General features: G+C 37.3%; 19 protein-coding genes. 8 read left to right on the top strand and 11 right to left on the bottom strand.

The window, feature by feature from the left end; all coding sequences use genetic code 11:
- Positions 1 to 28: 28 nt before the first annotated feature.
- Positions 29 to 1,021: a hypothetical protein gene (locus MTO68_RS01355; protein ID WP_244014711.1), complete on the bottom strand. Its 993-nt coding sequence runs from the start codon at positions 1,019 to 1,021 to the stop codon at positions 29 to 31.
- Between the two features lie 432 nt (positions 1,022 to 1,453).
- Between MTO68_RS01355 and fadB the strand changes: the two genes are divergently transcribed.
- From fadB to MTO68_RS01335, 4 genes are all read left to right on the top strand, one after another.
- On the top strand, positions 1,454 to 3,607 hold the full coding sequence (fadB, locus tag MTO68_RS01350; RefSeq protein ID WP_004818537.1) for a fatty acid oxidation complex subunit alpha FadB: 2,154 nt from the start codon (positions 1,454 to 1,456) through the stop codon (positions 3,605 to 3,607).
- Positions 3,608 to 3,619: 12 nt separating this feature from the next.
- Entirely contained in the window at positions 3,620 to 4,792 is a 1,173-nt protein-coding gene (fadA, locus tag MTO68_RS01345) for an acetyl-CoA C-acyltransferase FadA (protein ID WP_004718442.1), read from the top strand.
- A 383-nt stretch (positions 4,793 to 5,175) separates the two neighbouring features.
- Entirely contained in the window at positions 5,176 to 6,384 is a 1,209-nt protein-coding gene (locus tag MTO68_RS01340; protein ID WP_244014709.1) for an ImmA/IrrE family metallo-endopeptidase, read from the top strand.
- Positions 6,385 to 6,388: 4 nt separating this feature from the next.
- A complete protein-coding gene (locus MTO68_RS01335; RefSeq protein ID WP_244014707.1) occupies positions 6,389 to 7,495 on the top strand; it encodes a beta family protein in 1,107 nt (368 codons plus the stop codon).
- 254 nt (positions 7,496 to 7,749) lie between these two features.
- On the opposite strand, the gene MTO68_RS01330 is transcribed toward MTO68_RS01335, so the two are convergent.
- The gene (locus MTO68_RS01330) at positions 7,750 to 8,247 is read right to left on the bottom strand and encodes a hypothetical protein (protein WP_244014705.1); all 498 of its coding nucleotides are present in this window, start codon (positions 8,245 to 8,247) and stop codon (positions 7,750 to 7,752) included.
- Positions 8,248 to 8,487: 240 nt separating this feature from the next.
- Between MTO68_RS01330 and MTO68_RS01325 the strand changes: the two genes are divergently transcribed.
- The gene (locus MTO68_RS01325; RefSeq protein ID WP_244014703.1) at positions 8,488 to 8,853 is read left to right on the top strand and encodes a MerR family transcriptional regulator; all 366 of its coding nucleotides are present in this window, start codon (positions 8,488 to 8,490) and stop codon (positions 8,851 to 8,853) included.
- 12 nt (positions 8,854 to 8,865) lie between these two features.
- Here MTO68_RS01325 and MTO68_RS01320 read toward each other — a convergent pair whose 3' ends face one another.
- Both MTO68_RS01320 and MTO68_RS01315 read right to left on the bottom strand, forming a co-directional pair.
- Positions 8,866 to 9,714, bottom strand: coding sequence for a DKNYY domain-containing protein (locus MTO68_RS01320; protein WP_244014701.1), 849 nt, complete (start codon positions 9,712 to 9,714; stop codon positions 8,866 to 8,868).
- Between the two features lie 17 nt (positions 9,715 to 9,731).
- Positions 9,732 to 10,481, bottom strand: a complete 750-nt coding sequence (locus tag MTO68_RS01315; protein WP_004818529.1) for a hypothetical protein — start codon at positions 10,479 to 10,481, stop codon at positions 9,732 to 9,734.
- 192 nt (positions 10,482 to 10,673) lie between these two features.
- Here MTO68_RS01315 and MTO68_RS01310 point away from each other — a divergent pair, with 192 nt between their 5' ends.
- Both MTO68_RS01310 and MTO68_RS01305 read left to right on the top strand, forming a co-directional pair.
- Positions 10,674 to 11,375: a DsbA family oxidoreductase gene (locus tag MTO68_RS01310; RefSeq protein ID WP_004818526.1), complete on the top strand. Its 702-nt coding sequence runs from the start codon at positions 10,674 to 10,676 to the stop codon at positions 11,373 to 11,375.
- A gap of 718 nt (positions 11,376 to 12,093) precedes the next feature.
- Complete coding sequence (locus MTO68_RS01305; RefSeq protein ID WP_244014699.1) at positions 12,094 to 13,239, top strand: hypothetical protein; 1,146 nt, start codon at positions 12,094 to 12,096, stop codon at positions 13,237 to 13,239.
- 81 nt (positions 13,240 to 13,320) lie between these two features.
- On the opposite strand, the gene MTO68_RS01300 is transcribed toward MTO68_RS01305, so the two are convergent.
- The 6 genes from MTO68_RS01300 to MTO68_RS01275 form a co-directional block, all read right to left on the bottom strand.
- Entirely contained in the window at positions 13,321 to 13,662 is a 342-nt protein-coding gene (locus MTO68_RS01300; RefSeq protein ID WP_151802247.1) for a hypothetical protein, read from the bottom strand.
- Between the two features lie 129 nt (positions 13,663 to 13,791).
- Positions 13,792 to 15,723, bottom strand: coding sequence for a molecular chaperone HtpG (gene htpG / locus MTO68_RS01295; protein WP_244014697.1), 1,932 nt, complete (start codon positions 15,721 to 15,723; stop codon positions 13,792 to 13,794).
- A 92-nt stretch (positions 15,724 to 15,815) separates the two neighbouring features.
- Positions 15,816 to 16,157 (bottom strand): hypothetical protein, encoded by a 342-nt coding sequence (locus tag MTO68_RS01290; protein ID WP_004818519.1) that lies wholly within the window; start codon positions 16,155 to 16,157, stop codon positions 15,816 to 15,818.
- Positions 16,158 to 16,324: 167 nt separating this feature from the next.
- On the bottom strand, positions 16,325 to 16,936 hold the full coding sequence (locus tag MTO68_RS01285; RefSeq protein ID WP_034617314.1) for an OmpW family outer membrane protein: 612 nt from the start codon (positions 16,934 to 16,936) through the stop codon (positions 16,325 to 16,327).
- Positions 16,937 to 17,316: 380 nt separating this feature from the next.
- Positions 17,317 to 18,735, bottom strand: a complete 1,419-nt coding sequence (locus MTO68_RS01280) for a Na+/H+ antiporter family protein (RefSeq protein ID WP_004818515.1) — start codon at positions 18,733 to 18,735, stop codon at positions 17,317 to 17,319.
- A 144-nt stretch (positions 18,736 to 18,879) separates the two neighbouring features.
- A complete protein-coding gene (locus MTO68_RS01275) occupies positions 18,880 to 19,755 on the bottom strand; it encodes an alpha/beta fold hydrolase (protein WP_244015945.1) in 876 nt (291 codons plus the stop codon).
- 119 nt (positions 19,756 to 19,874) lie between these two features.
- Between MTO68_RS01275 and MTO68_RS01270 the strand changes: the two genes are divergently transcribed.
- Entirely contained in the window at positions 19,875 to 20,363 is a 489-nt protein-coding gene (locus MTO68_RS01270) for a DUF4442 domain-containing protein (RefSeq protein ID WP_004818511.1), read from the top strand.
- A gap of 174 nt (positions 20,364 to 20,537) precedes the next feature.
- Here MTO68_RS01270 and MTO68_RS01265 read toward each other — a convergent pair whose 3' ends face one another.
- Positions 20,538 to 20,894, bottom strand: a complete 357-nt coding sequence (locus tag MTO68_RS01265) for a hypothetical protein (RefSeq protein WP_004718470.1) — start codon at positions 20,892 to 20,894, stop codon at positions 20,538 to 20,540.
- Positions 20,895 to 20,952 lie beyond the last annotated feature (58 nt).

The raw sequence follows: 20,952 nt of genomic DNA, 5'->3' as shown, positions 1-20,952 counted from the left end.
TTATGAGACAGACATCTAAGTTGTTTTCTTATTTATTCCAATCAATCAGTCTTAAAGAAGCCAAAGCTGATGCAGCTTGCGTGTTATATATAAAACACCCATTCTTGAACCGTTCAATATTTAACGTTGCTGTTCTTCTTTGTTTGTCTGTTGTGGCTATGGCTAGCAGTTTTTCCCATTGTTTAATTTCTTTGGCTCTCGTCCATTCAATGTCGCTTTCGTAATTAGCCAAATATGTTTTATCTTGATATTTAACGGCCACATAATCATCACTCGTTATGCCCGTATCAGTTTCATAAATAGTTGTCCAAGGAACATTTTGCCAATTACCACTTGAATAACGATAGGTTAGGTCTAATGGCTTAGCTTGTTGATTTAAAAAATCAACATAACCAGAACTTGCTTCTTTTAATTCTTCAAATGTTCGCTTCGATTCAGTATCTGTCTTGAAACTAAAATAGTCTTGGTTGTTCTTTTGAGAGATAAAACGATAACAGTTACTCCCCTGTGGAAAACGATCATTGCCGTATGAAGCTAATAATTTTCGTGCTTCATTATAATTATTTTCACTGTCGAAACCTAAACTACGATAGCCAGGTAAAACCGTATCAAAAATATTTTTTCCTGAGACATCAACTTTTTCTAATTTAAGATCCGTTTTAACATTACCAATTAAGGTTGAGGTCCATGAAGTCATAGAGTTTAATGCAACTGTATTCGGTGCAATCTCACGCGGAGTATATAATTTGTTGGCTGTTAATATATATTCTCCTAGAAATTTGTTAGCGTCAGAACTCTTAAACTGTTTATTGAAAATCTCATAATATTCCATAGTCAAGTTATCAGAGTCATCATCTAATTCATAATTAACAGCGTAATAGCGTGTTCCATTATCCAAGCTGTCTTGTGCTGTTGAAGGTTTCGAATTATCTGATGAAGAGTCACTACCTCCACCGCATCCAACCAAAGACAAGGATAAAAAAATAGCTGTAAATACGAGGTTCTTGTTTTGTGTATTCATAATGGGTTCTTTTTTTGAGTAAATACCAAGCAAATATTACATATATAATACAAAACACTCAATAGATTATAAAGATTTTCTAAACATATAATTAAATTTCACACCAATTGACCTAAATGACAAAAAAAATGAATCACTATGGATGGCTATTCTTATTCATTTTTGTAAAGAAATGCTCAAAGGAATTTACATTAAATCAATAAATTTCAAATATTTATGCAAAGAACCTATAAAATTCTTAAAATTTAAAAGCTTAATTTAATCTTCTACTCAAAAAAAATTGATGACCCTTGCGTCACGGCTTGATACAACTTGTTAGGTTATTTTTAGATATAGTTATCGTAAGATTAGTGAAGTCGAAATGTGTGCGGGAATTGCATACACACTTCAAAACATCAACTTAAGAAGTCCTCCAAAAAAGGAGATCAGGGCATGATCCACGCTGGCAATGCCATTACCGTCCAATTGCTTTCGGACGGAATTGCAGAATTCCGCTTTGACTTACAAGGTGAGTCGGTTAACAAATTCAACCGTGCAACGATTGAAGACTTTAAAGCTGCTATTGAAGCTGTAAAAAATAACAGTGAAGTGAAAGGTCTCATCGTTACCTCTGGTAAATCAACATTTATCGTTGGTGCAGACATCACTGAGTTTGGTGAAAATTTTAAGCAAGGTGAAAGTGCAATTGTTGAATGGGCAATGCCTGTTCACGAGATTTTTAACGCTTTTGAAGATCTAGAGATTCCTAAAGTTGCTGCGATCAATGGTATTGCATTGGGCGGCGGTTTTGAAATGTGTTTGGTATGTGACTACCGCGTAATGTCAAATGCTGCAACAGTGGGCTTACCAGAAGTTAAACTGGGTATCATTCCTGGTTTCGGTGGTACTGTTCGTCTAAGCCGTTTGATTGGTATTGACAATGCGGTTGAGTGGATCGCGACTTCAGCAAACAAACGTCCAGATGCTGCGCTGAAAGACGGTGCTGTAGATGCAGTTGTTGCGGCTGACAAACTCCAAGAAGCTGCGATTGATCTTGTTAAACAAGCAATCTCTGGTCGTTTAGACTGGAAAGCAAAACGTCAAGAAAAATTAGAGCCTGTTAAATTAGACATGCTTGAACAAATGATGGCGTTTAACTCATCTAAAGGTGTGGTCCTTGCGAAAGCAAACCCTGCTCAATACCCTGCGCCAAAACTTCTTCTTGATTCACTTCAAGCTGGTGTAAGCCAAAAACGTGATGAAGCGTTAAAAATTGAAGCTGAAGCATTTGCTAAAGCTGCGATTACACCACAAGCTGGTGCATTGATCGGTTTGTTTATCAATGACCAAGTTGTGAAAAAAGCATCTAAAAAACATGAAAAAGGTGCTCACCCTGTTAACCAAGCAGCTGTTTTAGGTGCGGGTATTATGGGTGGCGGTATTGCTTACCAAGCGGCAAGCAAAGGCACACCAATCATCATGAAAGACATCGGTAACCCACAGCTTGCTTTGGGTATGTCTGAAGCGAATGGCTTGTTGACTAAACAAGTTGAACGTAAAAAGATGACACCTGCAAAAATGGGTGAAACACTTGCACGTATCCGTCCTACTTTAAGCTATGACGAGTTTAAAGAAGTCGACATCGTGATTGAAGCAGTCACAGAGAATCCTAAAATCAAGGAAGCTGTGTTACGTGATACAGAAGCAAAAGTTCGTGAAAATACGATCATTGCTTCAAATACCTCTACGATTTCAATCACGCGTCTTGCAAATGCATTGACTCGTCCTGAAAACTTCGTGGGTATGCACTTCTTTAACCCAGTTCACATGATGCCTTTGGTTGAAGTGATCCGTGGTGAGAAAACATCTGAAGAAGCAATTGCGACAACTGTTGTTCTTGCTCAGAAAATGGGTAAAACACCAATCGTTGTAAACGACTGCCCTGGCTTCCTTGTAAACCGTGTATTGTTCCCTTACTTTGGTGCGTTTGACCTTCTGCTTAAAGATGGCGCAGACTTCCAACAAGTTGACAAAGTCATGGAAAAATTCGGCTGGCCTATGGGACCTGCTTATTTGATCGACGTTGTGGGTATCGACACTGGTGTGCATGGTGCTGAAGTTATGGCTGAAGGTTTCCCAGACCGCATGAAGCCTGACTATAAAGGCGCGATCGAAATCATGTACGAAAACAAACGTCTTGGTCAAAAAAATGACATTGGTTTCTACAAATACGAGCTTGATCGTAAAGGTAAGAAAGCGAAATCTATTGATCCAACTGCGTATGAGCTTGTTGCAACGATGGCAACAACTGAAAAGCACGAGTTTGATGCTCAAGAAATTATTGACCGTATGATGCTCGCGTTCTGTAACGAGACTGTTCGTTGCTTAGAGGACAACATTGTTTCTACTGCTTCTGAAGCAGATATGGCAATGATCATGGGTGTAGGCTTCCCTCCATTCCGTGGTGGTCCAGCGCGTTACATCGACCAAACAGGTGTTGCTGAATATGTTGCGCTTTGCGACAAATATGCACACTTAGGTAAGGCTTATGAAGCGCCACAAATGTTGCGTGACATGGCTGCAAACAACAAAAAATTCTACGGTTAAGGAGCAACGTGAATGGCTACTTTAAATCCACGTGACGTTGTCATCGTTGATGGCGTACGTTCTGCAATGGGTAAAACCAAAAACGGTATGTTCCGCAATGTACGTGCTGACAGCTTATCTGCTGAATTGGTTCGTGCTTTAGTTGCTCGTAACCAGTTTGATGTCAATGAAGTTGAAGATTTGATCTGGGGTTGTGTTAACCAAACCCTAGAACAAGGTATGAACATTGGCCGTAACATCGTGTTATTGGCTGACTTACCGAAGACTGTTGGTGGTCAAACTGTAAACCGCCTCTGTGGTTCTTCTATGCAGTCAATCCATACTGCTGCGGCGCAAATTGCAACCAACCAAGGTGATGTATTCATCATCGGTGGTGTAGAGCACATGGGTCACGTTGGTATGATGCACGGCATCGACCTTAACCCAGAAGCATCTAAGCATTATGCGAAAGCATCTAACATGATGGGCTTAACTGCTGAAATGTTAGGTCGTATGAACGGCATTAGCCGTGACGAACAAGATGCGTTTGGTGTTGAATCTCATCGTCGCGCTTGGGCTGCAACTCAGGAAGGTCGTTTCAAAAACGAAATCGTGGGTGTTGAAGGTCATGATGCCAATGGCTTCAAAATCCTTTGCGACATCGACGAAGTCATTCGTCCAGATGCAAACCTTGAAGCATTCAAAGCGTTACGTCCAGTATTTGACCCTAAAGGTGGTACTGTAACTGCTGCGACTTCTTCTGCATTGTCTGATGGTGCATCAGCAATGTTGTTGATGTCTGCTGAACGTGCTCAAGCTTTAGGTCTTAAGCCACGTGCTGTGATTCGCTCTATGGCGATTGCAGGCTGTGATGCTGCGATTATGGGTTATGGTCCTGTTCCTGCAACACAGAAAGCGCTTAAACGTGCTGGCTTAACGATGGAAGACATTCAAACCATCGAGTTAAACGAAGCATTTGCTGCTCAAGGTCTTTCTGTAATGAAAGGCTTGAACATCTATGACAAGCAAGACAAGATCAACTTAAACGGTGGTGCGATTGCATTGGGTCACCCATTGGGTTGTTCTGGCGCACGTATCACCACGACATTGTTGAACGTGATGGAGCAACAAGATACACAAATCGGTCTTGCAACCATGTGTATCGGTCTTGGTCAAGGTATCGCGACAATTATCGAACGTGTTTAATTCTTAATTAAATACCAAGATATAAAATCCCCGCTTAATGCGGGGATTTTTTTATTCATAAAATTATTCCCAAATTGGGAATTTTGTTTTACTATATTCCCAAATTGGGAACTTATCTTTAAGGGTTGTATGAGATTACTGGGGAGAATCAATAGAAACCATTTATCTGAAATAGCACTTAAGTGGATTTCTATTTTTGAAAATGAAGTCTCACAAACTTCATGGCGCCAACCCGATGACATTTTTAGAATGTACCCTCGCATGGAGCACCTCCAAAATAATCTTTATAAAATTTCCATTTTGGATACCAATTTATATGTGATTCTTAAAATATGTCTCACTAATGAAATCGTTATTATTAAAGAAGTTAAGAGTTCTGATTAATGTCTATAGAGATTAAAGTCATCCGGACAATCGAGCAATACAAGGCTTACTTAGAACAAGTTGAAGCTTTAATAGATGTCGATACATCTAAAGATCAAACTGCCAAAGATCATTTAGACCTATTATGTTTATTAATTCAAGATTATGAAACAAAACACTTTCAGCTAGATATTCCTGATCCAATCAATGCAATTACTTTCCGTATGAAGGAATTAAATCTTAAACAAGCTGATCTAGCTCCTTATTTTGGGACAACAAGTCGTGTTTCAGAAGTGTTAAATGGAAAACGAAAATTAACTGTTGAAATGATTAGAGCTATCTCTATAGGTTTAAATATACCTGTTGAAACTTTAATTTCACCAACACATGCAAGATCTTCTTCTAATTCAGAAATTGATTGGAAAAAATTTCCAATCAAAGAAATGGAAAGTAGAGGATGGATTAAAATTCCAAACAAAGAAAAAATCGCAGAAATAGTTGGCGAATATTTAAACAAAAGTGGTTTAAATTTTTCATCTACTTCATATAAGAGAAACTTAAATGGTGAAGCATATTCCCCAAATACAAAATTTGCTTTACATGCCTGGTTATCTGGAGTGGTTCAAAAAAGTAGATCACATAAATATTCTACTAAAGTTTTTAAAAAAGAGTTAGTCACTAGAGATTTTTTAAGAGAAATAGCCCAACTAAGCTGGTTGGAAAATGGACCCGTATTAGCTGTTCAACTTATCGAAGATATTGGAATCTCTGTTGTTATAGAACCCCATTTAAAAGGTACTCGTGTGGATGGGGCTTGTTTGAAAGATTCTGATGGAAAACCAATTATTGCGCTATCTCTACGTTACGACAGACTCGATAATTTTTGGTTTACCTTACTACATGAATTAGCTCATGTAATGAAACATTTAGATGATAATGACACATTCATTGATGATCTCGAATATAACTCTGTAGATAAAAAAGAAGCGGAAGCTAATAGATTAGCTAGAGAAGCTTTCATACCAAGGGGCATTTGGAAAACAAGTGATGCTTTCTTAACCCCAACTAGAGACAATATATATTCTTTAGCAAAAGAGCTAAGAATCCATCCTGCAATTATCGCAGGTCGTCTAAGAAGTGAACTAAATGATTACACTATCTTTAATGATCTTTTAGGACAAAATGAAGTGAAAAAATTTTTTAATGCGGAATTAACCCATATGGAGTGATTACATGAATCCCCTACATACTTATTTTCCTATTTTCCCCGCAAAACGCGGTGAATTTACTGCTTTAAAACATCTCAACGATAGTGTTAAAAAGCATATTATGCCAATTTTTGAAATTCCTGTAGGGGATTGGAAAAAAACATCTAAAGAAATTTTTATTAATAAAAAAATTAAATCTTTAGAAAATTTAATCAGGACTACCAATATTTCTTTGATAGCTATTGATACTTATTACTACAGTACAAATGACCAGACTTTAGAAAATGGTCGACATGTATTTGAATATAGTTATAACTCTTTAATCCAGCTAAGTATTAATGTCGTACCTATTATTGGATACGATAGATGGTTCAATAGCCTAGACTCCACTTATCGAACAACTTTATCAAAAATTGAGTTTAAAAATGCCCCATATTTTATTATCCGTTTGGATGGTGAAGCATTAGATGATAGTGATGACCCAGATTATTTTTTAGAGCAAATAGAAGATATTCTGTCTGGTATTAAAGCGATACCACAAAAATGTTTACTTTTAGTAGATTTAAAAAGTATTGTTAAAAAATCACTTCCGGAATTATTTGATAAAACACAGAGAATTGCTGAAACTCTTTGTAAATTAAGTCCTTTATCTATCGTCATAAGCGGTTCAAGCATCCCCGAAACTATTGATAAGGCGGTAGAAGAACCTGACAGTTGTGGTCTATTATTGAGGAAAGAGTCTTTAATTTGGCAAAATTTAATAAAAATCTTTCCAAATTATTCATTCAAATATAGTGATTATGGTGTTAAAGCGCCAAGCGGTAAAGAAAATATTCCAGCTGGCGATAATGCAAATGGAAAGATTCGTTATACCACAGATAATCATTATTATATCGCACGTGGGCATATGATTAAAATTGATCACAACTTTTCTCAAATGCATACATTAGCGACTAAAATAGTTAATTCAACATATTTTGAGGATGACCCCTCTAGTTGGGCAGATTCTGAAATTAAAAAAGTAAGTAACCGAGAAAGAACCTCAGGAGGTCATGAAACGTGGATAACCATCGATACAAATCGACATATCCAGCATATTCTTGAAGAAATTAATCATAAAATACTCGTATAAATGCAATTTTGTTATTTATTGGGCACTATAATAGGTGCCCAACTATTAATATCTCAAATTTTGTGATTCTTCTTTAATATTAGTACACTATCTAGACAATAAATATATATTCACCTGCTAACAAGTATTAAAAAGCATATCCCCAAATTATATAATTTTCTTATCTTTAACTTTATTCACCTATGTGCTTTATCTCTCTTAAGAAGAGTAAAGAAAGTAATAAATTACCTATAAAAAACTCATGTTATATTTATCTATTTCTTCCATTTATCCCCAAACATTAGCTGTAAACGGTCAGCATCGATATTCAACTTAAACGTTCCATTACGAACTGCTTCTAAGGCTTTCTCGCGATTCATCCCCATCGAAAGTGGCTCCATCATGGTAAACAAACCTAACGTTGGATCAGAGGACTGCAAACCGGCAGCCACAGCTAAAACATACTCTCTGAGTAATGGTGAAGAAATTTGATTTATATTCGGTTCAGAGGCTTTGGGCTGCATATCAAGCACAGCAAAATTATCGCCTATCACATAATTTTGGATCTCATTCTCTTTTTTAATGATCTGATGTTGTAACGCTTTACGTACATCCTTATCTTCTTGATAAGGAACAACACCTACAGCTTCTTGACGCAATTCAGAATCCGCCATCACTTTAATGGTAGGCAATGAGGCAACTTCTTCTGCCTGTACAGTGGGTAACCAAACAGAAAGAGCCGTTGCAAGTATCGAAACTTTGATAAAGTTCATACATTTCACCTAAAAAATAAATCATCCTATACATTCAATAAAATGATTCAATACATTTAATATTGTCTATTAAATAGGCTATAACAAATTATAGCGAGATTCACTAAAGCTCAGATAAACGGTAAATACTGTTAAAATTCTAAAATAAAGATTAAATAGGTTTTACTCATTCAACAGCTTGAATAGAGCCACCGATAAATTTTTTCCAACTGATCCGTTTCAGTTTATAAGAGGTCGATTATGAATCTTGCTAAAGTTGCTGAGATAACTCAAGTCAGCCCGCGTATGCTCCGTTATTACGAAGAGCTAGGATTAATTCGTCCGCAACGAACAGCGAATCACTATCGAGATTATAATCAAGCAAACATCGAGGATATTCAAAAAATTAAAGTTCTCAATGATGCCGGCATGCATTTAAAAGACATTAAATTATTATTGCCATGTTTCAATTTGGCTGAGGAAAAATTTACCTTATGCCCTGTTGCCAAAGAGACATTAAAAATGGAGTTAGAACATATTTCAGAAAAATTAGTCAAACTCAAAAAATCTCAAAGCCTATTAACATCTTTTTTAGTGCAAGGAAAAGTTGAAGAAACCAAGCGCTAATTGAGATCAACCTCATTGAAGTGCTTTGGCCCGCTCTTTTTCTTCACTATTCATATCTTTCCAAGCCTTTCGATCATTCCAAAACCAATAGCCATTTTTATCCTGTGCAACACATCCCGCATCAGATTTGGTTTTAAAACTTGCATAATCTGCATCCTCAAGTTTGCCAAAACGTTCTTCATAAATATGATGCTTGTCTTTTGCGTAGCAATCTCCGAGCAGTTCAAAACTACTGGCATCTGCACCCTCCAAAATAGAAAAACTGCCCCCATCCAGCATGCTAAAGTAGCGATAAACATGCCGTTTATCTTTATACAAATTAGAAGGGTTTAACTGCTTAAAGCTCGCTAAATCTATAGTGTCATTCAAAGAAGGCCCATCTTCACCACCAAAACCCAAATGTCGATAAAAACGCTCACCCATAATTGACAGGCTTTTGCTGGGCAAAACATGTTCAGATAGAAATATGCTACAACGATTTGCATAAGGAAACTTTAAAGCCAATTCTCGTTGAGGATTGATATATAAATTGTCCCGCACAAGGGTCCATTGCTGTTTTTCTTGTTCAGCATTTAAAGCCGCTTGCTTTTCCTCCAAGACACATTGGTCATACTCCATTTGTTCAGCACATAAAATAGGGGCTAAGCCTAAAAAATGCTTCCATCCATAAACCTTTTTATCAGTATCGACATCCAGAATGGAGTCTCGGTCAATTTGATACACACCAAAATGATAACGATATAAAGCAACACTTTTACAATCCTGCTGAACGAGAATTGGCGTCTGGTAGACATAGCCAATTCCCCCCAGCAATAGCAGTATACATATTGCAAAAAACAGCCATTCTTTTATATTTTTCATTCATTTACTTCTAAAATTTACAAGGCTTCTTCTAATACTTCCGCATTTTGCTCTTTTTTCTGATTGATTTGGCTATTCAATTTCAGTACATCCTGAAACAACTGATTAAATTGTTTCACTTGAGCATCTTCCTTAAACAAAATTTGATTGCCCTGCTTTTGCCACTCATATTTTTTTAACAGATCAAACATGGTTTCAGCTTTACCTAAAATTTGTAGCTCATTTAAGATTAAGGTATTTTCAGGGTCAAGTTCAGCATTCTGTTCGAGCTTATCCTGTAATGGTTTTTTGAGGTCCTTGCGCAAATCTATTTTTTTTAATTCGTTTAAAGCCTCAATTTTATTTTGTCTATTTTTTTGCTGATATTGCTGCATCGCTTGTCGTACAGTCACCAGCATCTGTGTTGTTTCGACATAGTTCTGTTTACGGTCAGCATCCAAACGATTTACATCTAAAAAATGATCCCATTTGGCCGCTGCGAGCTGATTTAAATAAGTGTTTCGTGTATCAATATTCTTGGCCCAATATTTGAGTAAAAATTCGGACAAGGTTTTGTAGTCCCCCTTAAGCCGATTATCATGAATATCAATATTTACTGGTTTAGAGCGGTCTTGAGCTTGTTCAGAAAGTTGCCGCATTTTTTCAGTCATCACCAAATCAAATGCTTGGCGATTGGCTTCTTCATTCTTTACTGAAGTATGGTCATAGTAGAAAAATCCAATAACAGCCAGAAAAATGATACCGAAAACAATCAAAAGTCGACGCATACCAAGCTCCGAACATCCTTATAGATTACTTAGAATATCCTAAGCGACTCTTTTTTGTATATTAATTATGCAAAATAACAATAAATAACCTTTGCTGAATAAGCTTAAAATGGGCATCGCTTAAAAGTTTCACTTTAAATTTATGCAAACAAACCCCATCATAATCCAGAATTAGATTGTTAGAGATTTCCCATGCGCGTAGATATTTGGTCAGATGTGGTTTGTCCTTTTTGCTATATCGGTAAAAAACGTTTAGAAGCTGCTGCTGAACAAGCAGGTATTGAGCTTGAAGTCCATTGGCACAGTTTTGAACTTGATCCTGAAGCACCTACGCGTCAAGAAGTTTCAAACTCTGAACGTCTTGCGCAAAAATATGGACGTAGCATCCCTGAAGTCGAAGATATGCAACGCAATATTGCAGCAATGGCGAAAGAAGAAGGCATCCAATTTAACTGGGAAAATGCCAACTCAGGAAATACCTTTAATGCCCATCGTATCATTCACCTTGCACAAAGTAAGGGTTTAGGCTCAGAAGCAGAAGAAGCTTTTTTCTATAGCTATATGACACAAGGCCTACCGATTGGTGAGCGTGAAACAATTGAAGATGTCGCATCTCGTATTGGCTTAAATCCGATCGAAGTTGATGATGTTCTAGACTCTGAAGAATATGCTGACTTTGTAAAATTCGATGAACAAGTTGCTCATGAACAATTAAAAGTAACAGGTGTACCATTCTTTGTCTTTGATCAACGTGTGGCTTTAGCGGGTGCTCAACCACGTGAAGTCTTTGTACAAGTTTTAGAAAAAGCCCTTGAAACTGCAAATGATGCTGAAATCGAACAACAGGATGGCCCTGTTTGTGCTGATGAGTCTTGTGAAGTTCCCAACAAATAAACTCAGCCAATGAAGAAATTCCTTGAAGGAATTTCTTCATTGTTCAATAACTATCATAATATTTAAGAAAGTGGCTAAAAAACCAACGTAAACAGATCATAAAAATATATTGAATGATTTCTATGCCTTATTTTTAATGGGCCATTTTTTAAAATTTTACGTGCCATTTTTGCAATACAGCGTTGCAGAAAAGGAACTATTCATCACCTTTTTCTTAGACTAAGATCTGTAAATATTTTTCGTTCCCACGAAATTCATGCGCTGTAGTTTCTTTTTTAATTTTCTTATTTTTTAAGACACAACACCTCCTTTTTTGGAGGTGTTTTTGTTTATGCCACAATAAAATCAGCCTTGAGGATAAAATTAAAGTTATCCACAACGGCGTATAATTTTTCTTCATTCTCGTTTTCAAACGTGCATGGCAGCTATTCACAATTGCTGATCTATTCTTGGATAAGTGTAAATTTTGTCTCCAAAGAATTTTTAGCTTAAAAGCTTTACTACAATTGGGCTTTGTATAATAAAAGCACTTATCTATTCAAAAACAGCTTAAGTCACGCTTTGATTCGCGATATCGCTGATAGAATGCACTTCATTTTAAATAAATTTATGTTTTTTGTACTTAAAATAGCGATTTCATTGAAATTCAGTGTTTTTTTAAGGCATAGTTATACTGAAAATTAAAAACTGAATGACTCAAAGTTTAAGAAGTGGGCATATGAATAAAATATCAATCTTCTCAAAACTACCTTATGTCTTAATATTAGGCGGTTTTTTTGGGAACGCTGCATTTGCAGAAGTAAATAGCAGTCTTGAAGCGAATGCTAAAACGGGGAAAGTTGATCAGCAACCTTCTTTAGCCACCACCAAAGAAAATGAGATCGGCTTGCTCAACTATATTCCAAAAATTGTTGACTCAACACCGACCATTTTCCCAGAGCAATCTGATGAGGTTATTGTTCCTCCAACAGATGCGACAGAAGATCAAACCTGGGCCGACAAAAAGCAGAAAAAGATTAGCAATTGGGCAGATCGTACAGCCAATAAAATGGACAACTGGTTTGGAAAAACTGATCCAGCACATCCAGCATCAGCAACGTTGCGGATCATTGTTGATAATCAATGGAACAAACATGATGGTTATGATGTCAATCCACGTATCCGAGGAAAAGTAAAATTACCCACACTTGAAAACCGTTTAAGTGTGGTGTTTGGTGATGATTCATTAGATGATGAAATTTCCAATAATATCGCGATCAACAACAATCATGCTGATGGTGATCCAGATAAACGCGTGGATGGTAAACAAATTCGCGATGATAACAGCTCGATTGCTTTACGTTGGTCACAGCTTTCTAAACGCTTACCTTTTGACTTAGATGCAGACCTTGGTATACGTTCAGGTGATGATATTTATGCACGTTTAAAGGCCCAAAAGGATTGGAAACTGGGGAATGATTTTACTTTTCACGCGGAACAAATTTATCGCTATGGCATCGACAGTGAAAACTATTTGAGAACCAACTTAGAGCTAACCCATGCCCGCCCCAATCAGCCCTTTATTTCTAACCAATTCTATGTAACGTATGCAGATGAACAAGACGATGATTTAACTTGGGATAACCGTACTTATCGTCAACATCAGTTCTTTAAAAACAATCGCTTTAACTACGGTATCTATACTGGTGGTTATTATAATAATAATGACCTTAAGCTCAACAGTTGGGGGCCTTTCGTGTCTTGGCGACAACCTGTTTGGCGTGAATGGTTTTACGTACAAGGCGATTTAAATTATTTTAATGATCGTCGTGAAGATCGTAGCCATTTCCCAAGTGCTTTGGTCCGTTTAGAAGCGTTATTTTAAACATCAGATGAATCTTTAAGCTGAACTGTGGATAAGTTTCGACTTATCCACTGATGTTGATAAAACGCCTGCCACATCCTTTTAATTCAATGAGGCAATTGAAAACAATTCAAACGTAAAACTATAAGCGGGACCAAAGTCGCTAGAATTTGGCATATACATTGTTTCGTAAGTCATTCGCCCAATCGCCCTAACTTCTTTATCAACTAAAGCATCGTCTATTTTAAGACTTGGATGTACTGCTATCGGTAACGCCATTCCCCCTTTCCCATCGCTAGCTGCAAGTTCATACTTCTGACCATTTTTTTTCAATATACCAATCACAGCAGCCTGTGTGTTTTGTCGTAAGAACATGGCGTTATGTACTGAAAGATCTGTGGTATTTGCATTGCGCTTTTCAACAGGTGGAAGTTCATATGCCATCACTACTGTTGTAGCTAAACTGAGCAATACAGAACAGCCTATACATTGAATTGTTTTAAATTTATTCATTTAATCTTATTGATAAAAAAGCCTATCTTTAAGATAGGCTCTGTTAAAACAAATGACGACTTATTTAAGCAATAAATTGTTAATACGTTTTACATATTCCGCAGGATCATCAGGTAAACCACCCTCAGCAATTACGGCCTGATCAAAGATTACATTGGCTAAATCATCAAACTGGGCTGAACCTTCCAATTTATTCACTAAAGGATGTTCTGGGTTAATTTCCAGAATTGGCTTAGATTCAGGTACAGCCTGACCCGCTTGTTTTAACATACGAATCAATTGCGGCGAAAGCTCACCATCGCTGGTCACTAGACATGCTGGTGAGTCCACCAAACGCGTTGTCACGCGTACTTCTTTGGTCTTAGCTTTTAATGAATCAGAGAGTTTTTCAACCACAGGTTTAAACTGTTCTGCGGCAGCTTCAAGTGCTTTTTTCTCTTCTGCATCTTGTAAATCACCAAGATCGACTGCACCCTTTGCGACATTTTGCATAGGTGTGCCATCAAAGTCATGCACAAACTCCATCGCCCATTCATCAACACGGTCTGCCATAAGCAAAACTTCAATGTCTTTTTTACGGAACAATTCGAGTTGTGGTGAGTTTTTCGCAGCCGCTAAGCTATCGGCAGTCACATAATAGATGGCTTTTTGCCCTTCTTTCATGCGTGCTTTATACGCTTCCAATGATGTTGAAACCTCATCATTATTCGAAGTAGAGAAGCGTAAAAGTTTTAGAATACGTTCACGATTACCAAAGTCTTCACCTAAACCTTCCTTGATTACTGAACCAAATTCAGCATAGAAGGTTTTAAATTTGTCTTGGTCAGCCTGATCTTCTGATTTTGCTAAAGCATCCAATGTTGTCAATACACGACGTGCATTTCCTTCACGGATGGTTTTCACATCACGGCTTTCTTGTAAAATCTCACGGCTTACGTTAAGCGGCAGATCAGCACTATCCACCACACCTTGTACAAAACGTAGATAATTTGGAATCAGATTGTCTGCATCATCCATAATAAATACACGTTTTACATAAAGTTTAATGCCTGCTTTAGCTTCACGTGTGAAAATATTACTTGGTGCTTTACTTGGAATATAAAGCAATTGGGTATATTCAGTACTGCCTTCAACTCGGTTATGTGCCCAAGCCAATGGTGCATCAAAGTCATGCGTTAAATTCTTATAGAATTCTACATACTGCTCTTCAGCAATTTCGCCTTTGCTACGTGTCCACAAAGCACTTGCTGAGTTAATCGCTTCCCATTCATCTGTTTTAACATAATGACCTGGTTTTTTCTCTTCACCTTCAGCAGCTTCTTCTTCCTGCCAAACTTCCTTCTGCATTTCGATAGGTAAGCTGATATGGTCAGAGTATTTATTGATAATTTGTTTAACTTTATAAGATTCTAAATAATCCAGCGCATCATCACGCAAATGCAAAATAATCGACGTTCCACGTGAAGCCTTCTCAATTTGTTCAACTTCAAAGTCACCCGTACCGCCACTGATCCAACGTACACCTTCTGATGCATCTAAACCTGCACGACGAGATTCAACGGTAATTTTATCAGCAACGATAAAACCAGAATAAAAACCTACACCAAACTGACCAATCAGTTGCGCATCTGCTTTTTGATCACCAGATAACTTTGACATAAAGTCTTTAGTGCCCGATTTAGCAATCGTTCCTAAGTTATCAATTGCTTCTTGTTGGCTTAAACCAATACCATTGTCTGAGATGGTGATTGTTTTGGCATCTTTATCTAAGCTTACACGAACATGTAAGTCTGGATCATTCTCATAATATTCAGGATGATTAATTCCTTCAAAACGTAACTTATCACATGCATCTGAAGCATTTGAAATCAGCTCGCGTAGGAAAATTTCAGGGTTAGAATAAAGCGAATGCGTCACTAAATGTAAAAGCTGAGCCACTTCTGCTTGAAAGCTATGCTTTTTTGAACTGTGTTGTACGTTCTGTTCACTCATAAAATCACTCCGTAAATTCATAACGCTTTTTTATTGAATGCATTAGAAATGGAGTGGTTTAAGCATATTTCAATAGGCAAATTTAATTTTTTTTAAAATGGGCCTTGTTGATAAACTCGATTCATATAAATCTCTAGTTTTTGCTGACGCATCTGATACGCATCGGTTAAACAACGTAGATTGTCCTGACATTGATTGCGCAGTTGTAACCATTTCACTTGCTGATCCTGTATCACACCCCGTGTTCCCATCGGAACGAGTTTACGGATAATGGTATAGGTGGTTGCCATTTTGACATCTGCATCGTTTAAACTGCGATGCTCACAAATGGCATGTTCGCTTTTGGTCTGAGCATGCTCACAATTAAAACTTGCAGCATTGGCTATAGTGCTGCTACTTAACCCTACAAATATTATAAAAATTAAATTTTTCATATCATGTCAAAGTCTTATTGATGTTCTGATAGATTAAATGGATTTAATCAGCGCTTATATAGCTAAAAATAACTATTTTTTATTGCTTCTTGTTTCAATATATAAGGCTCTGTAAAAATAAAAAAACTCGGTAAATTTACCGAGTTTTTTATGATTCTAAAGCGAACTTAGAATCTATAGCTATAACCCAAAGTATAGATAACTGGATCAATATCTAAATCAAATTTTGCAGCAGTAGTATTACCCGCTTTAACAGTCACTTCTGGGCTTAATTGAGCATAACGGGCATCAAAGAAAACACCCCAGTTTTTTGCATCAGCAGGTTGGAAGTTAAAACCGATTTGGCCAGCAAAACCAAAATCATCTTTAACTTTAACCTTTGTGCCCGCCAATGCCCCAGATGATTCCTCATCCCATGCAAGGAATGCTGTACCACCCACACCAATATACGGTGTAAAACGTGTAGAGTTTTTAAAGTTATATTTAAACGTTACAGTTGGTGGTAAGTGTTTAAGGTTAACTGCTTTTTCACCATCTAATTTCACATCGTGGCTAATTGGTGTCGCTAATAAAACTTCCGCAGAGAAAGGTGTTTCACCAAAGATATATTCTACAGAAGGCGTAAAAGCATATTCATGGTCTGCTTTCACAGTACCAACACCAGCAACTTTAGTGTCTTGTGTTGGTGCAATCACCGAACCACCAACTTTGACTTGCCAATCTGCAAATGAAGCAGAAGAAATTGCCATTAATGCAATAAGAGCAGTTTGCTTTAACATTATAAATACCCCAGCGTTGTTATTAATAAACATTAAACATAGGTATTAATAATATTGCAACATTTATTTAAATCAAAAATTATTATATATTTTCAAATAATTGTTATATAAGTAAATTTATTTTAATCATATCAATATAGTTGGTTTTTAAATCCAACTTAATTAATCAAGATTATTTAATTAAAACCAAGTATTTTAATCAAGTTAATATTATCTATTGGTTAGTTATTTTAAATAAATCAAATCACAGCTATTATTTTATTTTTTCAATATTTATAGTAAATTTCCTGCAAATACAAGTTATTTTAGACCAAATAACCATAAAAAAAGGAGATTCATCAATCATTTAATGAATCTCCTTATGTCTGATCAGTACCGACTTATAAAACCATCGCAGCAATCCAACCAAACACCAATAATGGAATATTAAAATGGATAAATGTTGGAACAACCGTATCCCAAATATGATCATGTTGCCCATCTACGCCCAAACCAGCCGTAGGTCCCAAGGTCGAATCTGAAGCTGGCGACCCCGCATCTCCTAGTGCTGCCGCAGTACCAATTAAGGCAACAGTTGCAAGTGGAGAGAAGCCGAATTGTACACATAAAGGAACATAAATGACTGCAAGTACAGGCACACTTGAAAATGATGAACCAATTCCGATCGTTACAAATAAACCAATAAATAACATCAAGAAAGCAGCCAACGCTTTATTATCACCAATCAAATGTACAACACCGTTGACCAACTGATTAATATCCCCAGTATGGGTCATCACGGATGCAAAACCCGCGGCAGAGATCATGATAAAACCGACCAATGCCATCATACGCATCCCTTGTACAAAAACATCATCTGCTTCTTGCCATTTAAAAATCCCTGCGGCAGAGAGAACAGAGAACCCGACCAATCCACCAAGAATCATTGAGCCTGAATACAATTGAGAGATGAGGGTTAAAATGATTGCCAGCAATGCCATAAGAATAGTTTTCTTGGCAATCACAGGAGCTTCTTGCTTGGCTTCTTGCTCTAAGGCAATACCATCAGCTTTTAATACCTCAACATTTACCGCACGAAGTGGTTTATCTAAATCAATCGTGGTAATTGGTGCAACATTACGATCAACATAAATACGCGGTTTACGATAACTGACAAAAACGGCAAACAAAGTACCAATCACCATACCCAATACAGGAATAGCCATCCCCATAGGCATCATGCTTCTTTCAACATGCAGATGATAAGCAGCGCCAATTTTGTTGATATTTCCCATCAGAATTTGTTCAAGAAAAATTGCACCAAAGCCTACAGGCAAGAAGATATATGTGCCGACTAAACCTAAGGTCAGTACACATGCTGCGGCACGACGGTCGAGTTTCAAGTGATTCATCACTTTTAATAACGGTGGAACAAGGACAGGAATAAACGCAATATGCACAGGGATTAAGTTTTGTGAACAAATCGCGGCAATCAGTAAAATACCCAATAATAAGAATTTTACTTTGGTTGCTTGTTTCTGCGTGGCTTCCATACCGAGTAAGCCGATCAGTTTATAGGCCAATAAATCAGGCAAGCCTGACTTTGAAAGTGCCAAAGCGAAAGCGCCTAATACCGCATATGCCAAGGCAACTTCTGCACCATCACCCAAGCCCGCATTAAATGCTGTAACAGTATCTGACAAGCTTAAACCTGCAACCAACCCACCTATAATTGCTGAAATAACCAATGTTAAAACAACAGAAACTCGTGCCAGTGACAAGATAAACATCACGGCAATCGCAATAACGACAGCATTCATGGAGAAATTTACGAAAATTTGAAAGCCGATATTTTATCAGATTCACTACAATGAAGCTGTAATTTAGTCGAACTGGTCATAAAATGAATAGGCCATGTGAAAACATGGCCTATTTTTATAAGAGCTCACATTACTTTAAGCGAATCAACTCTCACTATTTTTGAGTGCAAATGTTTCAATATATTGTGCAATCTCTTGTGGTTGGCTAAGTACTACCCAATGGTTTGCATCAACTTCTACACGTTCAAAATCTGTTGCCCATTTAGGCACTTCATCAATCAATTCTGGGCTTACAAATTTATCTCTTAACAGTACAACCGCCTGTACAGGACATACTGCATAACGCTGACGCGGTCGAGTTAAACGTGGAAGAAAGTTAGCACGGTATAGCCCAATACCATGTTCACCATCTTTTGCAATATTTTGGTTTAACGGTAAGCCTTTCTTTTTCTCAAGTTGCGTTAAAATTGCGCCCCAGCGTTGTGGACTAAAGAAATGCCAAACGGTCGGTGCAAGAAATGGTAACTGGAATGCAACGATATACCAAGATTTAAATAACTGCTTAAAAAATTTAGGCTTTTCATGCAAGAACTGTTCACGCATCCAAAAAGCAGCATGATCTAAGCAAGGTCCAGACATGGTGGTATAAGACAAAATACGATTTTTAAATTTGGGTTCAGTCACCGATTCCCACGACTGAATCGAGCCCCAATCATGCGCTGCAAGATGAAAATTACGATTGGGCAGTAGCTCATTTACCACACACTCTAAATCCAGAGATAAGCGTGCTAAAGCATAATCACGAATTCGTTTCGGCACAGAAGACTGTCCTGCCCCACGTACATCATAAGTAATGATGTAAAATTTTGAGATCAATTGTTCAATAATCGGTTCCCAAACTTCCTGATTATCAGGATAGCCATGTACCAAAACCAATGCAGGGTTTTCAGCATTACCCCATGTTTTTGCATAAAGTTTTTGCTTATCTTGTGTGGATATCCAATAAGTTTGCACTTGCATTGAGTCACCTTTTATTGTTTTACCATTGGCTGTGATTTCGTAGTAGAGGGCATTTGGATCAATGCCACATTCCATTCAGTTCTTTATTATGGTTTAAAAATCGATAACTAGAATTGACCATGAATGCGCTAATCAAAAAACTACAGACAATCCCATTTGTTTCCAAATTTATGTTGAATCATTTTTCTCCATATAAAGGTGCAGGGATTGAAATCGAAAAAATTGATCTAAAAAACTATCATGTTCGGGTCAAAATGCCACTGACACATAGCAATCAAAACATTGTTGGTGTGCACTTTGGCGGTAGTTTGTATTCAATGGTTGATCCATTTTATATGCTTCTTTTAATGCATCATCTGGGTCCGAAATATATGGTTTGGGATAAAACCGCAAGCATCAATTTCCTTTCCCCTGGACGTAGTACGGTTTATGCAGATATTCGTTTAGATGCGATTGAAATCGAACATGTTAAAGATTTAGCTGAAAACTATAGTCCAGTCTATCGTAACTATACCGTGAATATTTTTGATGACTCTGGTCTAAGAATTGCTGAGGTACAAAAAACCGTATATATCCGTCGTAAAAACCCCCACCCTTTAAAACGCTAAACAAGATTAAAATCAGTCTTGCTAAAGCGAAACATCAATAGGATGCAACAAGAGTGCTGAAGTGGTCTGATCTTTTACATTAGATTTGAAAATAGGAATAAAAAATAAGCGCATCACGTAATCAGCAATGCTAATACGTTGCGCTTATTTTTATTGAGTCTTGGGTTTAGGCGCTTACTTATTTTGCTCAATAGCAGCACCAGCACCACCACCGATCGCGCCACCAATTGCAGCACCAGCATCACCGCCAAGAACACCCTTACCAAGGACTGAGCCAATACCCGCACCGATACCACTATAGGTTGCATTGCGATTTGAACCATTGTTGGCTTTGCTTCCTACAGCTGCACCACCGCCTGCACCAACAGCAGCACCAACGCCATTACCTGCATGATTACCTACACCGCCACCAACAGCCCCACCAAGGGCCGCTGAAGCAATACGCTTATCGTTTGCTGACATGTTTTCACAACCTGTAAGCATCACAATAGGTAAACTCACACACATCATAGTCATTACTATTTTTTTCATGTTATTCATCCTTTCTATCTGAACTTACAAATGCAATTGATTAAGACTGATTTTATGA

It is taken from the genome of Acinetobacter sp. NyZ410 (assembly GCF_022828975.1).
In the GTDB taxonomy this organism is placed as follows: domain Bacteria; phylum Pseudomonadota; class Gammaproteobacteria; order Pseudomonadales; family Moraxellaceae; genus Acinetobacter; species Acinetobacter guillouiae.
This window is presented reverse-complemented; position numbering and strand designations above follow the sequence as displayed.